Consider the following 13,768-nt stretch of genomic DNA (forward strand, 5'->3'; position numbering starts at 1 on the left):
CGTAATATGCTAAATAATCTTCTTCGACCGCTGGGCGTCCTGTTCTCAGGCAGTCTGGTAAAACAAATCATGATTGGCCTGGTTGCCGGCGTGGCGCTGGCGTGGCTTTCACGCGATGCCGCGTTAGCCGTCGGTCTGCTGGGCGAACTGTTCGTGCGCGCGCTGAAAGCCGTGGCACCGCTGCTGGTGCTGGTGCTGGTGATCTCCTCGATTGCCAACCATCAGCAAGGGCAAAAAACCCGAATTCGTCCGATCATTATGCTGTACCTGCTCAGTACCTTCTTCGCGGCGGTGGTCGCGGTGATCTTCAGCCATCTGTTCCCGCAGACGTTATCGATGAATGTCGGGACGACCGAGATCACGCCGCCGTCCGGCATCACCGAAGTGCTGCACGGCCTGCTGATGAGCATGGTCGCCAATCCGATTGAAGCGCTGATGAACGCCAACTACATTGGCATTCTGGTGTGGGCGGTTGGCCTCGGCCTGGCGTTTCGTCATGCCAGCCCGAGCAGCAAATCCTTTCTGAACGATGCGTCGAATGCCGCAACCTGGGTGGTGCGCTGTGTGATTCGCTGTGCGCCGCTGGGCATTTTTGGCCTGGTGGCATCGATTCTGGCCTCAACCGGTTTCGCTGCGCTGTGGCAGTATGCTCACCTGCTGACGCTGCTGATTGGCTGCATGCTGATTATGGCGCTGGTGGTGAACCCGATGCTGGTGTTTCAGAAAATCCGCCGCAATCCTTATCCGCTGGTGTTTACCTGCCTGCGCGAAAGCGGCGTGACGGCGTTCTTTACCCGCAGCTCAGCCGCCAATATTCCTGTCAACATTGCGCTGGCGAAACGCCTGAATCTGGACGAAGACACCTACTCGGTGTCGATTCCGCTCGGTGCCACCATCAGTATGGCGGGCGCGTCGATCACCATCACCGTCCTGACGCTGGCCGCCGTGCACACGCTGGGCATTGCGGTGGATGTACCCACCGCCATTCTGCTGAGCCTTGTCGCCTCGCTGTGTGCCTGTGGTGCGTCCGGCGTGGCGGGCGGTTCGCTGCTGCTGATCCCGGTCGCCTGTAACATGTTTGGCATCCCTAACGATCTGGCGATGCAGGTGGTTGCGGTCGGTTTCATCATCGGCGTACTGCAGGATTCCGCCGAAACCGCGCTGAACTCCTCGACCGATATCCTGTTCACCGCCGCGGTATGTCAGGCAGAAGCCGAACGTCAGCCGCGTACTGCCGGTTAATCCTCGTCGCGGCACGCTCCGGTGCCGCGCTTTAACCGCTGACGCATTAAAGCGTCACGCCACTTTTGAAGATCGCCAGCTCGCGGAAATCATTCGCTTCATTACGTGCCGGCTGGCCGTTGGCGATGGCCACAATGGTTTCGACAAACTCCGCCAGCAGCGCCGCCATACTGATGCCCTCCAGCAGCCGTCCGGCATTGAAATCAATCCAGTGCGGCTTCTTCTCCGCCAGCGGCGTGTTGGTGGCGATTTTCACCGTCGGCACAAAGCCGCCATACGGCGTGCCGCGTCCGGTGGTAAACAGCACCATATGGCAGCCAGCCCCGGCCAGCGCGCTGGTGGCGACCGCATCATTGCCCGGCGCGCTCAGCAAATTCAGCCCTGGCGTACACAGCCGCTCACCATACTTCAGCACATCCACCACCTGACTCTGTCCGGCTTTTTGCGTACAGCCCAGTGACTTCTCCTCCAGCGTGGTGATGCCGCCCGCCTTGTTGCCCGGCGACGGGTTTTCGTAAATCGGCTGCTGGTGATCGATGAAGTAGCGTTTGAAATCGTTAATCATCGCCACCGTTTTGCTGAACGTCGCCGCATCGCGACAGCGGCTCATCAGGATGCGCTCGGCACCGAACATTTCCGGCACTTCGGTCAGCACCGTGGTGCCGCCGTTAGCGATCATCTGGTCAGAGAAACAGCCGAGCAGCGGATTGGCGGTGATGCCGGAAAAGCCGTCCGAGCCACCGCATTCGAGACCAAACTTCAGCTCGCTCAGCTTGCCTGGCTGGCGGCGATCGTGGCGCATGACGTTGTACAGCGCGTGCAGCCGCTGCAGGCCCGCGTCCACCTCATCATCCTGTTTTTGGCACTCCATAAACTGCACGCGCTCGCTGTCGAAGCCGCCCAGCGTATCGCGGAACACATCGACCTGATTGTTTTCGCAGCCGAGGCCAATCACCAGCACCGCGCCGGCGTTAGGATGGCGCACCATATTTTGCAGCATAGTCCGGGTGTTTTCATGATCCTGACCCAGCTGTGAACAGCCGAAAGGATGGCTGAACAGGTGCACACCGTCGATGTCGGCCGCGTCGTCACTTTCCCGCAGAAAACGTGACACAATTTGCCGGGCGATACCGTTAACGCAGCCGACGGTCGGCAAAATCCACAGCTCGTTACGGATACCGACCTCACCACTGGCGCGACGATAGATCTGCACGTCACGATCCGCCGCCTGCGCCGGCAGCGCAATGTGTTCCGGCTGGTATTCGTACTCATCAACATCGCTCAGATTGGTGCGCGCGTTGCTGGAGTGAATCAGCTCGCCGACGGCGATCGGTTGAGTGGCATGGGCAATCGGCAGCCCATACTTAATCACCTGCTCGCCACTGTTGAGCGGTTGCAGCGCAAACTTGTGGCCGCGCCCGATATCCTGCTGCAGCGTAATAAGCTGCTCAGCCACGGTAACCTGCGTACCGGCGGCTAAATCCTGCAGCGCCACGGCGACGTTGTCGCGTGAATGTATTTTGATCGCATCTTGCATCGCGTTATCTCAGTTGGGTGAGTGCCGTCCGCATGCCGTGGACGAGAATGTTATGCAGCTGCTGGCTGACCGCCGTGACCAGGCCGGGCCGCTGGGTTAAATCTTCGCCCCAGTGCTGCGCGTCGCTCAGTACGTCGCTCACCAGCTGCTGCGAAGTGAGCTGATCGGTGAGGACCGCCGGCCACAGCCGGGCAAAACGCTGCAGCCAGTGCGCGTCATCCTGCAGCGGCCACTGCCGGTCATCCTGCTGGCCGCGATAAAATGCCAGCAGCGCGGCAAAGGCAAAGGTGAGCCGCGGTGGCCAGTCGCCACGCTGCTGCTGCGCCTGCAACAGCGCCGGCAGCAGGCGCGTGCGGAATTTGGTCATGCCGTTGAGCGCAATCGCCAGCAGCGCATGATGAACAAACGGATTGCGAAAGCGGCGCTGCACCGCATCGGCAAAGGCGTGCAGCTCATCACGCGGCAAATCCAGCGTCGGAATCACCTCTTCGCGCAGCAGCGCATCGACGAACGCTGCCAGCTGCGCATCGTTCATGGCCTCACCTACGCTCTCCAGCCCGGCCTGAAACGCCACCGGAACCAGCGCAGTGTGCGCCCCGTTGAGGATCGCCACCTTTTGCGCTTTGTACGGCGTGATGTCATCTACCCGCCTGACGGCTGGTGCCAGCGCCGTCAGCTGCAGCTCGTGCATCAGCGCATCCGGTCCCTCAAGCACCAGCTGGTAATAGCGCTCCCCGGCCACCAGATAGCGGTCGTCATAGCCCAGTTGCGCTGCAATCTGTGCGCCATCCGGCGGATAGCCGCTGACAATGCGATCCACCAGCGTGTTGTAAAAGGCGCAGTGCTGCGTGACCCACTGCGTAAAGGCCGCGGGCAGCTGCCACTGCTGGCTGTAACGCAGCACCAGCGCGCGCAGCGTGTCGCCGTTATGGTCGATCAGCTCACAGGGCACAATCAGCCAGCCTTTATCGGCGGCGCCGGCAAAGTGCTGATAACGCGCCCACAGCAGCTGCGTCAGTTTGCCGGGAAATGACGACGCGGGCTGATCCTCCAGCCGATCCTGTTCGGCATACGCGATGCCGGCCTCGGTGGTGTTGGAGAACACAAAACGCATCTGCGGCGCGCGTGCCAGAGCCAGGAATTCATCGAACTGCTGATAAGGCTGGATTTCACGATTAAGGCTGCGGATCAGCCGAGTCTCACTGAGCGGTTGCCCCGCTTCATTAAGGCCGCGCAGCAGCGTGGTGTACAGGCCATCCTGCTGATTGAGCGTCTCCGTTTGCGCACGATTGCGCGGTCGCACCACCACCACGCCGGCATCGGTGCCCTGATGTTCATTGAGCCAGTCGAGCTGCCAGTCAATAAAGGCGCGTAGAAAATTTCCTTCGCCAAACTGGATCACCCGCTCGCTATAGCGTGCACCGGGAAAATCGTGGCGGTTAAGTCGCAACATGTCGCTTCCTCTGCAATAAATCAGTCAGCTAATGCGCAAAAGTTATCATACCAATTTCAACGACAGGGAGATTTGTTTGCCAACTCCGTCACATTCTCGCTTAATCGTCGGCCGCACTAAAAATCTCGCCCATTTATAAAACCAATAAGTACAATAGATTAACTCATTACCTTTCGCCCTTCACGTTCAGCTATAAGGTTCTTAACTTGTAAAATGGTATAACAACCTGAGCGCTTTGCGACGTCCTGTACAAAGTGGTATAACAACTCACCGCTTTTCATTGAAATGTAGAAACCATGGACCTGAACGAATCCCGTCGCCTCTATCAGCAACTCGCCAGCGAACTCAAACAGCGCATTGAAGCTGGGGCGTATGCCGTGGGGACGAAGTTACCGGCGGAGCGGCTGATCGCGGAGGAGCGCCAGGTAAGCCGCACCGTGGTGCGGGAAGCAATTATCATGCTGGAAGTGGAAGGCTATGTGGAGGTGCGCAAAGGGTCGGGCATTCATGTGATCAGCGGTCAGCCACAACCGCGTGATAGCGCCGCCGACTCGCTGGAGTTTGCCAGCTATGGCCCATTTGAGCTGTTGCAGGCGCGCCAGCTGATTGAGAGCAACGTGGCCGAATTTGCCGCTACGCAGATCCGTCCGCAGGACATTGTGGCCCTGCTGGCGATTCAGGAAAAAGCCCGGCAGGAAGATCACGCGCGCGACTCAACGTGGGACATGGAGTTTCACGTGCGTATCGCCCAGGCCACCCAGAACAGCGCGCTGGCGGCCATCGTAGAGAAAATGTGGCGACATCGATTGCATAATCCTTACTGGCTCAAGTTGCATGAGCACATTGATGCGCGCCACATCACCAGCTGGTGCGACGACCACGACCAGATTTTAAAAGCGCTGATGCGCAAAGATCCCGCTGCCAGCAAACTGGCGATGTGGCAGCATCTGGAAAATACTAAACAGATGCTGTTCGACGCCACCGCCGATGATTTTGAATTTAACGTCGACCGCTACATGTTCGCGGAAAATCCGGTGATCCTGCCCTGAAGCCGTTGCAGCGCCGCTGCAGGACGCTGCATTTCCAGGCTAAAAAGTCAGTTAATCTGCAATAGTGTCAGCTCGTGTAAAGCTCCTTTTGACCATCTGCGTCTAAAGGTAAAACTCCTGTGCGAACGCGACTTTACACTGTCTGAATCCCGCGATTTTTGTTACAGTTATCGCCCTTTTCTTACCCTTTGCGACAGGGCAATAAAAAGTCGCTGATTTAACAATCAATTCTGGATGGATCCGGAAATCCTGCTCAGGTGGCATACCTAAAATGTATAACCTAACCCGCCTGCGCCTAAGCCCCTCACGGGCACGTTTAACAATGATGTTCAGGAATGATTGATGGATATTTTGCAAGCATTGCTGCATGCCCTGTGGCAGCAGGATTACGAAATGCTCTCCGACCCCACGCTGGTGTGGGCGATTTATGGCGTGTTGTTCATGATTCTGTTTCTGGAGAATGGCCTGCTGCCCGCCGCGTTTCTGCCGGGTGATAGTCTGCTGATTCTGGTCGGCGTGCTGATCGCCAAAGGCACCATGAGTTTCCCGCTTACCCTGCTGGTACTGACCACCGGCGCCAGCCTTGGCTGCTGGGTCAGTTACATTCAGGGGCGCTGGCTTGGCAATACGCCGACAGTACAAAAATGGCTGTCTCACCTGCCTGCGCAATATCATCAGCGCGCCCACAGTCTGTTCCACCGCCACGGTTTGTCTGCGCTGCTGATTGGCCGCTTTATCGCGTTTGTTCGTACCCTGCTGCCGACCATTGCCGGCCTTTCCGGCCTGAGCAATGCGCGCTTCCAGTTCTTTAACTGGATGAGCGGCTTCCTGTGGGTGCTGATCCTCACCGTGCTCGGCTTTGCGCTGGGTAAAACGCCCATTTTCCGCCGCTATGAAGATGAGCTGATGTTCTGCCTGATGCTGCTACCGCTGGTGCTGCTGGTCATTGGTCTGGTGGGTTCACTGGTGGTGCTGTGGCGTAAACGTCAGGCAGGTCAGAACGGGAAGTCACAGTAATGACCGTTTTCCGTTATTTCCCCAGGCGTTTACTCCCCTGGCTGTGTGCTGGCGTACTGGCGCTGCTGGCTATCGGCATTGTGCCAAAACTGATGCAGCATGAAACGGTGGTCCAGATCCGCGTGGCGCACAGCGGCACCAATCTGCCGGACGGCTTTTATCTCTACCAGCAGCTCTCGGCGCAGGGCGTGCGAATTAAAAGCATTACCCCTTCCGGCGATGCGCTGGTGATTCATTTTGAGAATGAAGAGCAGAGCCTGGCGGCGCAGAAAGTGCTGCGCCGCCTGTTGCCACAGGGCTTTGTCGTGGCTGCCGGTCCGCAGGCGTCACAGCAGGTCGTGGATGCCAGTCGTCCCACCTATAGCTAATCCCCGCCGTCTGGTTCATCGCCAGACGGTGACTTAATCCTCGCTATCCCCGCGTGTTTTTTGAATTTTTTCGTCTGCTGTCTATTCTTAAGTGAGCGCGAGCAGACGACAAGCTGGGATGCCCCTCCTGTCCGGTTTGCGACAGGTCATCAACAATGGAAGGTAAAACCTGATGAAACAACAACTCCTGCTGGGTGCTATTCTTTTCTCTCTTTCGGGTTCGCTGCTGGCGGCAGAGTCACTGTGTCAGCAAAAAGAGCAGGATATTCAGCGCGAAATCGAGATGGCGAAGCAGCACGATAACCAGCGCCGCGTAACCGGGCTGGAGCGTGCGCTGACCGAAGTGCGCGCCAACTGCACCGACGAGAAACTGAAATCCGCGCATGCTGAACGCATCGAAGCTCAGCAGCATAAAGTGGCCGAGCGCGAGCGCGAACTGCAGGAAGAGCGCCAGGAAGGCAAAGACCAGGAGAAGATCGGCAAGCGCGAACGGAAGCTGGAAGAGGCACGACACGAGCTGAAAAAGCTGCAGGCCGAGCCTTATTAATCGGACTTAAATAAATGATGTAATGGAGAACACCATGGCTAAAGACACCACATCTGAACATCTGCGTGCGGAACTGAAAAATCTTGCCGACACCCTGGAAGAAGTGCTGAGCAGCTCGGCGGACAAGTCGAAAAGCGAGCTGGATAAACTGCGTCACAAAGCGCGCGGCGCCATCGAGAGTTCACGCGAGCGGCTGGGCGAGTCCGGCGAACGCATCGCGCAGACCACGCGTGAAGCGGCGGAAAAAGCAGACGTCTACGTGCGTGAAAATCCGTGGCACGGCGTGGGTATCGGCGCGGCAGTTGGCGTGCTGATCGGCATCCTGATTTCACGTCGTTAATATGAGCGAGAATCAGAGCCACGGCCCAGGCAAAGGGGTCTTCAATGTAGGTCAGCGCGTGGTAACAACGCTGGTTGGCATGGTCGAGACACGCGTGCGGCTGGCCGTTGCCGAGCTGGAAGAGGAAAAGGCCAATCTGATTCAGATGCTGATCATGATAGGCCTGACCATGCTATTTACCGCTTTCGGACTGATGAGCCTGATGGTGCTGATCATCTGGGCGGTGGATGCGCAATACCGGCTGATGGCAATTGCCATCACCACCGGCGTACTGTTCGCGCTGGCGCTGATTTTTGGTTTATGGACGTTGCGGAAATCCCGGCAGTCCACGCTGCTGCGCCACACGCGTAAAGAGCTGGACACCGATCGCACCTTACTGGAGGAGCATCGCTCATGAGTCAGCGTGAACGTGAAGCACGCATTCATGAATTGCTTAATCAGGTACAGCAGCAGCGGCTGGATCTCAGCGCTGCTCGCCGCGACTGGCTGGAGAGCACTGCGCAGTACGATCGCGGCTGGCTGACGTTTCTCAGCATGCGTCGTTATCTGGCGATTGGCAGCAGCGCGCTCGCCATCTGGTCGATTCGCAGCCCGAACCGCATCATGCGCTGGGCCAAGCGCGGATTCGGCCTGTGGAGCACCTGGCGCATGATTAAATCGGCCATGCCGCCTCGCTAAGTTCCTCATAATTAACCGGATCGAAAAGGTTCGGTTTTCCTCCTTCAGAATTCCTGAATAACATCGACAGTTTATCTCGCTTACAACTATTCCACTGCGCGACTATCATCTCCCTCCATCAGCCCGGCGAACTGTATAGCGCGGTTCAACGGGAAATAAACCTGGCAGGCCAACAACCTGCACCAAAAACCTTGTTGGAGTAGATGATGAAAAAATTCGAAGACTCAGGCCTGCTGCTGGCACGCGTGTTAATGACCATCCTGTTCATTACTGCCGGCTGGGGCAAAATCACCGCGTATGCCGGCACCGCACAGTACATGCAGGCGATGGGCGTTCCTGGCTTCCTGCTGCCGCTGGTGATTCTGCTGGAACTGGGCGGCGGCCTGGCGATTCTGTTCGGTTTCCTGACTCGCTTCACCGCGCTGTTCACTGCCGGCTTTACGCTGCTGACCGCATTCCTGTTCCACAGCAACTTTGCTGAAGGCGTTAACCAGCTGATGTTCATGAAAAACCTGTCCATCGCCGGTGGTTTCCTGGTGCTGGGTCTGGTCGGTCCGGGCGCGTACAGCATTGACCGTCTGATTCGTCAGCGCTTTATGCCAGCCACCGCACGCTAAGCACACGAGCCGTGCAACAGCACATATACTGAATAGCAGGGGCGGGGATTTTCCTCGCCCCGTTTTTTTTATGGAGGGCTTATGGGACAACTGATTGACGGTGTCTGGCATGATACCTGGTACGATACGAAGTCAACCGGTGGCCGCTTCAAACGCACAGAAGCAGTCTGGCGTAACTGGATCACCGCGGATGGCAGCGCCGGGCCAACCGGCAAAGCCGGCTTTGCCGCCGAGCGCGACCGCTATCACCTCTACGTTTCACTGGCCTGCCCGTGGGCGCACCGCACCCTGCTGATGCGTCAGCTGAAAGGGTTAGAAGAGATGATTTCGGTGTCGGTAGTGCATCCGCTGATGCTGGAAAATGGCTGGACCTTCGACGACGATTTCCCCGCCGCCACCGGCGATTCGCTGTATCAAAACGAATTCCTTTATCAGCTTTATCTGCATGCCGATCCGCAGTACAGCGGGCGCGTGACCGTGCCGGTGCTGTGGGATAAAAAACAGCACACGATTGTCAGCAATGAATCCGCCGATATCATCCGTATGTTCAACAGCGCCTTCGACGCGCAGGGCGCGCGCGCCGGCGATTACTATCCGCCCGAGCTGCGTGACAAGATCGACGAACTCAACGGCTGGATTTATGACACGGTCAATAACGGCGTGTACAAAAGCGGATTCGCCACGTCGCAGTCGGCCTATGATGAAGCCGTTACCGCGCTGTTCCATTCGCTGGCACGGCTGGAGCAAATTCTCGGTCAGCATCGCTATCTGACCGGCGACCGCCTCACCGAAGCCGACCTGCGCCTGTGGACCACGCTGGTGCGCTTTGACCCGGTCTACGTGACCCACTTTAAGTGCGATCGTCATCGCATCAGCGATTACCGTAACCTGAACGGCTTCCTGCGCGATATTTATCAGATGCCGGGCATTGCCGATACGGTGAACCTGCCGCACATCCGCCATCACTATTACTGCAGCCATAAGACCATCAATCCAAACGGCGTCATTTCGCTGGGACCGGCTTTTGACTGGGATGAGCCGCACGGCCGCGGGTAACCGCTGGCGCATTCCCCTGCCTTCCTCGCCCGCTACCGGGAAAGGAAGGCAGGTTGCATTATCGAGCCTCAGGCAAACTTAATCAGCACCATGCCGGCCAGCAGCAGCGCCACGCCCAGCCAGCCGCGGCTGTTCAGGCGTTGCCCGAACAGGATCCAGCCTGCCGCCACGGTCGCCACCAGACCAAATCCGCCCCACAACGCGTAGGCCACCGAAAGATCGATGCCTTTCACCGCCTGCGACAGCGCACTAAACGCTGCCAGCACCGCCGCGAGGGACAGCACGCCATACAGCGGACGACGGAAGCCATTCGCATATTTCAGCGCGATGTTCGCCACAATTTCCAGCACGATAGCCAGTGCCAGCCAGGCCAGATGCACAACATTAAGCGTGGTCATGACGCAGCTCCCTGCGGCTGAAAGTTCCCGCTTTGATCAGCGCAATGCCCGCGATCAGGGTGATCAATCCCGCCGCCTTCATCACTGTCAGCGCCTCGTCAAACAGCATCACGCTGAACAGGGTGATAAACAGAATACCGACGCCTTCCCACATCGCGTAAGCCACGCCGAGGGCGATACGTTTCACGGCAAAGGTGAGGAAAATGTAGGACAGGGCGATCATCAACAGCATAAAAATGTAGCCGGCACTGCCGCCGTTGACGCTGGCCCACTTCATTGACACGGTGCCCGTAATTTCGGCAGCAATCGCTAACGCGAGTAAAATCCAGTACAGCATGATTTCTCTCCTGTGAGAAATAAACGCCATCCACGCGAAAACATCAGCGTGATAGCTGAAAAGAATGAAATTGTGAAAAGGAGAGAAAGAAACTACAGCGCGAAGCGCCAGTGTCGATCGCTGAGGGAGTAGGAGAAAATGGAGTAATGTGAAGAGGTTAAAGTGAAATGTGTAACGAAATGGTTATCCATAATTTTACAACTTATCCACGTTGTTGCTTTTCCCGGTGTGGATGAAAAATTGTCCTCAGTAGTTGAACACGCGCCTATTCTGGCACAGAGAAAAGAATGTTTTTGCGCATTTTCGTTTCTTTACGCAGGGAAATTGGGGTTTTGTGCGGTTTTCTATGGCTTCTTGCGGTTTTCTGCCCTCACCCTAACCCTCTCCCTGTACAGTCCGGAGACATCGTGAACACTTGTTCGGGGACATGGTAGACACTTACAACTAAGGCATAAGAACCCGTTTATGGAGTCGCTTATGCCCTGGGATGCGAGAGATACCATGTCATTACGTACTGAGTTTGTTCTGTTCGCCTCGCAAGACGGGGCGAACATCCGCGAGCTGTGCCGCCGCTACGGCATATCTCCCGCCACCGCCTACAAGTGGCTTCGCCGCTGGGAGGAGGAAGGACCGTCCGGCCTTCAGGACCGCTCCCGCGCGCCCCGTCACTCACCCAGCCGCTCATCTGACGACATCACTGACCTGCTGCGTTTGGCGCACGAGCTTCATCAGCACTGGGGGGCCCGCAAGATTAAGCGCTGGCTCGAAGACCGCGGGCACGGCATGCCGGCCTTCAGCAGCGTCCACAACCTGATGGCCCGCCACGGCCTGCTGCCGGGCGCAGCGCCGGGCGTCCCGGCCACCGGCCGGTTTGAGCATGCGGCCCCGAACCGGCTCTGGCAGATGGATTTTAAGGGCCACTTTCCCTTTGGCGGCGGCCGCTGCCACCCGCTCACCCTGCTGGACGACCACTCCCGGTTCTCGCTGTGCCTGGTGCACTGCGCTGACGAACGGCGTGAGACGGTACAGGAGCAGCTGGTCAGCGTCTTTGAGCGCTACGGCCTGCCGGACCGGATGACGATGGACAACGGCTCGCCGTGGGGCGACACCACCGGCACCTGGACGGCAGTGGAGCTGTGGCTGATGCGCCACGGCATCCGGGTAGGGCACTCGCGGCCGTATCATCCGCAGACGCAGGGCAAGCTGGAGCGCTTTCACCGCAGCCTGAAGGCGGAAGTGCTGCAGGGGAAGTGGTTCGCGGACAGCGGTGAGCTGCAGCGCGCCTTCGACCACTGGCGGACGGTCTACAACCTCGAGCGCCCGCATGAGGCGCTGGATATGGCGGTGCCGGCGTCGCGCTATCAGCCCTCATCGCGGCAGTACAGCGTGCGCGTAGCGCCACCGGAATACGATGAGGGCGTGATGGTCAGGAAGGTGGATATCAGCGGGAAGCTGAGCGTGAAGGGTCTCAGCCTGAAGGCGGGCAAGGCGTTCAGGGGAGAGCGTGTCGGGCTGAAGGAGACGGGGGAAGACGGGTATTACGAGGTGTGGTGGTACAGCACGAAAGTGGGGGTGATCGACCTGAAGAAAAAGTCGATCACCATGGGTAAAGGATGTTAAAAAGTGTTCACTATGTCCCCGAACACCTGTCTGCCATGTCCCCGGACCGTACACTCCCACAGGGAGAGGGAATAGTTAGGTGTGGTGTTGCAGGACGAAAGCTCAACTTTAAACACGCACAATCGGTCCCTTCTCCCGCCTGCGGGAGAAGGTTAGGATGAGGGACAGCACGCACCTTCCCCAAAAACAAAACGCCCGCAGATTCTCATCTGCGGGCGTTCATTAAAAAAGTCGAAACTGACCGATAAGCCGGGTTCTGTCGTGGACAGTCATTCATCTAGGCCAGCAATCGCTCACTGGCTCAAGCAGCCTACCCGGGTTCAGTACGGGCCGTACCATGTGAACCCCTATTTGGCCTTGCTCCGGGTGGAGTTTACCGTGCCACGGACTGTTGCCAGCCGCGCGGTGCGCTCTTACCGCACCCTTTCACCCTTACCTGATCCCATTACTGGGCCATCGGCGGTTTGCTCTCTGTTGCACTGGTCGTAGGCTTGCGCCCCCCAGGCGTTACCTGGCACCCTGCCCTATGGAGCCCGGACTTTCCTCCCCTCTGCCCGTCTCCCCCAAAAGGGACGACGACAAAGCGGCGACTGTCTGGTCAGCTTCGGCGCGGGATAATAGGCGATCCGCCGGCATTTGTCACGCCTCTTGCTGCTCCAGCGCGTACTTGTACAGGGCGTTTTTCTTAACCCCATGAATTTCCGCCGTCAGCGCCGCCGCCTTTTTCAGCGGCAGCTCGGCCTGCAGCAGCGCCAGCGTGCGCAGCGCTTCCGCCGGCAGCATCTCTTCATCCGCTTTATGGCCTTCGACAATCAGCACCATCTCGCCCTTGCGGCGGTTATCATCCGCCTGTACCCACGCCAGCAGCTCGCCAACCGGCGCACCGTGCAGCGACTCCCAGGTTTTGGTCAGCTCACGCGCCAGCACCACGTAGCGCGCCGCGCCCCATACGCTGACCATATCCTGCAGCGTATCCAGTACGCGATGGGTGGATTCGTAGAAAATCAGCGTGCGCGGCTCCTCGCTCAGCGCACGCAGCGCATCGCAGCGCCCTTTGCTTTTGGCCGGCAGAAACCCTTCGTAACAGAAACGATCGGACGGCAATCCCGCCGCGCTTAATGCTGTGATCGCCGCGCAGGCGCCGGGCAACGGCACCACGCGCACCCCGGCCTCGCGGCAGCGACGCACCAGATGGTAGCCCGGATCGTTGATTAACGGCGTGCCTGCATCGGAAACCAGCGCAATGCTCTGGCCCTCCTGCAGCTTCGCTAACAGCACCTCAGCTTTCTGTTGTTCGTTGTGGTCGTGAAGTGCGAACAGTCGCGCATTGATGGCGAAATGTTGTAGCAACAGTCCGGTATGACGTGTATCTTCCGCAGCGACCAGATCGACGCTCGCAAGCACCGTCAGCGCACGCTGCGTGATATCACCCAGGTTACCGATCGGGGTAGGAACGATATAGAGCGTGCTGGCAGAAATCTCTGCCCGATCGAGTTGTTTCATTGTTTC

The 13,768-nt window shown here is 58.2% G+C and carries 16 protein-coding genes and 1 other RNA gene; 11 read left to right on the top strand and 6 right to left on the bottom strand.

All coding sequences use genetic code 11. The features are described from left to right. Nucleotides 1–6 precede the first annotated feature (6 nt). Nucleotides 7–1,242, top strand: a complete 1,236-nt coding sequence (gene sstT / locus MXF20_RS12440; RefSeq protein WP_325969636.1) for a serine/threonine transporter SstT — start codon at nt 7–9, stop codon at nt 1,240–1,242. Between the two features lie 46 nt (nt 1,243–1,288). Here sstT and MXF20_RS12445 read toward each other — a convergent pair whose 3' ends face one another. Further along, complete coding sequence (locus MXF20_RS12445) at nt 1,289–2,779, bottom strand: altronate dehydratase family protein (RefSeq protein ID WP_325969637.1); 1,491 nt, start codon at nt 2,777–2,779, stop codon at nt 1,289–1,291. Nucleotides 2,780–2,783: 4 nt separating this feature from the next. Continuing rightward, complete coding sequence (locus MXF20_RS12450; RefSeq protein ID WP_325969638.1) at nt 2,784–4,232, bottom strand: tagaturonate reductase; 1,449 nt, start codon at nt 4,230–4,232, stop codon at nt 2,784–2,786. Nucleotides 4,233–4,528: 296 nt separating this feature from the next. Here MXF20_RS12450 and exuR point away from each other — a divergent pair, with 296 nt between their 5' ends. The 9 genes from exuR to MXF20_RS12495 all read left to right on the top strand — a co-directional run bounded on the left by exuR (nt 4,529) and on the right by MXF20_RS12495 (nt 9,904). Continuing rightward, nucleotides 4,529–5,281 carry a transcriptional regulator ExuR gene (gene exuR / locus MXF20_RS12455; RefSeq protein WP_325969639.1) on the top strand — a complete coding sequence of 251 codons (753 nt, stop codon included), beginning with the start codon at nt 4,529–4,531 and terminating at the stop codon, nt 5,279–5,281. A gap of 342 nt (nt 5,282–5,623) precedes the next feature. Next, entirely contained in the window at nt 5,624–6,298 is a 675-nt protein-coding gene (locus MXF20_RS12460) for a DedA family protein (RefSeq protein ID WP_021509705.1), read from the top strand. Beyond that, nucleotides 6,298–6,666 (top strand): EnvZ/OmpR regulon moderator MzrA, encoded by a 369-nt coding sequence (gene mzrA, locus MXF20_RS12465; RefSeq protein ID WP_325969640.1) that lies wholly within the window; start codon nt 6,298–6,300, stop codon nt 6,664–6,666. The genes MXF20_RS12460 and mzrA overlap by 1 nt, the downstream gene beginning before the upstream one ends. A gap of 172 nt (nt 6,667–6,838) precedes the next feature. Beyond that, the gene (locus MXF20_RS12470) at nt 6,839–7,213 is read left to right on the top strand and encodes a DUF1090 domain-containing protein (protein ID WP_325969641.1); all 375 of its coding nucleotides are present in this window, start codon (nt 6,839–6,841) and stop codon (nt 7,211–7,213) included. 34 nt (nt 7,214–7,247) lie between these two features. Next, a complete protein-coding gene (locus MXF20_RS12475) occupies nt 7,248–7,553 on the top strand; it encodes a DUF883 family protein (protein ID WP_021509708.1) in 306 nt (101 codons plus the stop codon). A gap of 1 nt (nt 7,554) precedes the next feature. Then, on the top strand, nt 7,555–7,950 hold the full coding sequence (locus MXF20_RS12480; protein ID WP_021312955.1) for a phage holin family protein: 396 nt from the start codon (nt 7,555–7,557) through the stop codon (nt 7,948–7,950). After that, on the top strand, nt 7,947–8,231 hold the full coding sequence (locus MXF20_RS12485) for a YqjK-like family protein (protein ID WP_325969642.1): 285 nt from the start codon (nt 7,947–7,949) through the stop codon (nt 8,229–8,231). Before MXF20_RS12480 ends, MXF20_RS12485 begins: the two co-directional genes overlap by 4 nt. A 206-nt stretch (nt 8,232–8,437) precedes the next feature. After that, nucleotides 8,438–8,848, top strand: a complete 411-nt coding sequence (locus MXF20_RS12490) for a DoxX family protein (protein WP_010618799.1) — start codon at nt 8,438–8,440, stop codon at nt 8,846–8,848. A gap of 81 nt (nt 8,849–8,929) precedes the next feature. Then, nucleotides 8,930–9,904 (top strand): glutathione S-transferase family protein, encoded by a 975-nt coding sequence (locus tag MXF20_RS12495; RefSeq protein ID WP_021509710.1) that lies wholly within the window; start codon nt 8,930–8,932, stop codon nt 9,902–9,904. A gap of 68 nt (nt 9,905–9,972) precedes the next feature. Here MXF20_RS12495 and mdtI read toward each other — a convergent pair whose 3' ends face one another. Both mdtI and mdtJ read right to left on the bottom strand, forming a co-directional pair. Continuing rightward, the gene (gene mdtI, locus MXF20_RS12500; protein WP_325969643.1) at nt 9,973–10,302 is read right to left on the bottom strand and encodes a multidrug/spermidine efflux SMR transporter subunit MdtI; all 330 of its coding nucleotides are present in this window, start codon (nt 10,300–10,302) and stop codon (nt 9,973–9,975) included. Then, entirely contained in the window at nt 10,289–10,639 is a 351-nt protein-coding gene (gene mdtJ, locus MXF20_RS12505) for a multidrug/spermidine efflux SMR transporter subunit MdtJ (protein ID WP_418936853.1), read from the bottom strand. The genes mdtI and mdtJ overlap by 14 nt, the downstream gene beginning before the upstream one ends. A gap of 465 nt (nt 10,640–11,104) precedes the next feature. On the opposite strand from mdtJ, the gene MXF20_RS12510 reads away from it, so the two are divergent. Next, nucleotides 11,105–12,259, top strand: a complete 1,155-nt coding sequence (locus MXF20_RS12510) for an IS481 family transposase (RefSeq protein ID WP_325969644.1) — start codon at nt 11,105–11,107, stop codon at nt 12,257–12,259. Between the two features lie 229 nt (nt 12,260–12,488). Here the strand turns inward: MXF20_RS12510 and rnpB are convergent. Beyond that, an RNA gene (gene rnpB / locus MXF20_RS12515) (RNase P RNA component class A) lies at nt 12,489–12,865 on the bottom strand. A gap of 33 nt (nt 12,866–12,898) precedes the next feature. Next, nucleotides 12,899–13,762 carry a 16S rRNA (cytidine(1402)-2'-O)-methyltransferase gene (gene rsmI / locus MXF20_RS12520; RefSeq protein WP_325969645.1) on the bottom strand — a complete coding sequence of 288 codons (864 nt, stop codon included), beginning with the start codon at nt 13,760–13,762 and terminating at the stop codon, nt 12,899–12,901. Nucleotides 13,763–13,768: the final 6 nt, after the last annotated feature.

This window comes from Pantoea dispersa, assembly GCF_035783935.1.
GTDB lineage: Bacteria > Pseudomonadota > Gammaproteobacteria > Enterobacterales > Enterobacteriaceae > Pantoea > Pantoea dispersa_C.

Coding starts and splice junctions, on each gene's coding strand:
- sstT (WP_325969636.1), top strand. CDS start 7: ATGCTAAATAATCTTCTTCGACCGCTGGGCGTCCTGTTCTCAGGCAGT.
- MXF20_RS12445 (WP_325969637.1), bottom strand. CDS start 2,779: ATGCAAGATGCGATCAAAATACATTCACGCGACAACGTCGCCGTGGCG.
- MXF20_RS12460 (WP_021509705.1), top strand. CDS start 5,624: ATGGATATTTTGCAAGCATTGCTGCATGCCCTGTGGCAGCAGGATTAC.
- mzrA (WP_325969640.1), top strand. CDS start 6,298: ATGACCGTTTTCCGTTATTTCCCCAGGCGTTTACTCCCCTGGCTGTGT.
- exuR (WP_325969639.1), top strand. CDS start 4,529: ATGGACCTGAACGAATCCCGTCGCCTCTATCAGCAACTCGCCAGCGAA.
- mdtJ (WP_418936853.1), bottom strand. CDS start 10,639: ATGCTGTACTGGATTTTACTCGCGTTAGCGATTGCTGCCGAAATTACG.
- MXF20_RS12495 (WP_021509710.1), top strand. CDS start 8,930: ATGGGACAACTGATTGACGGTGTCTGGCATGATACCTGGTACGATACG.
- MXF20_RS12510 (WP_325969644.1), top strand. CDS start 11,105: ATGGAGTCGCTTATGCCCTGGGATGCGAGAGATACCATGTCATTACGT.
- MXF20_RS12470 (WP_325969641.1), top strand. CDS start 6,839: ATGAAACAACAACTCCTGCTGGGTGCTATTCTTTTCTCTCTTTCGGGT.
- rsmI (WP_325969645.1), bottom strand. CDS start 13,762: ATGAAACAACTCGATCGGGCAGAGATTTCTGCCAGCACGCTCTATATC.
- MXF20_RS12480 (WP_021312955.1), top strand. CDS start 7,555: ATGAGCGAGAATCAGAGCCACGGCCCAGGCAAAGGGGTCTTCAATGTA.
- MXF20_RS12490 (WP_010618799.1), top strand. CDS start 8,438: ATGAAAAAATTCGAAGACTCAGGCCTGCTGCTGGCACGCGTGTTAATG.
- MXF20_RS12475 (WP_021509708.1), top strand. CDS start 7,248: ATGGCTAAAGACACCACATCTGAACATCTGCGTGCGGAACTGAAAAAT.
- MXF20_RS12450 (WP_325969638.1), bottom strand. CDS start 4,232: ATGTTGCGACTTAACCGCCACGATTTTCCCGGTGCACGCTATAGCGAG.
- MXF20_RS12485 (WP_325969642.1), top strand. CDS start 7,947: ATGAGTCAGCGTGAACGTGAAGCACGCATTCATGAATTGCTTAATCAG.
- mdtI (WP_325969643.1), bottom strand. CDS start 10,302: ATGACCACGCTTAATGTTGTGCATCTGGCCTGGCTGGCACTGGCTATC.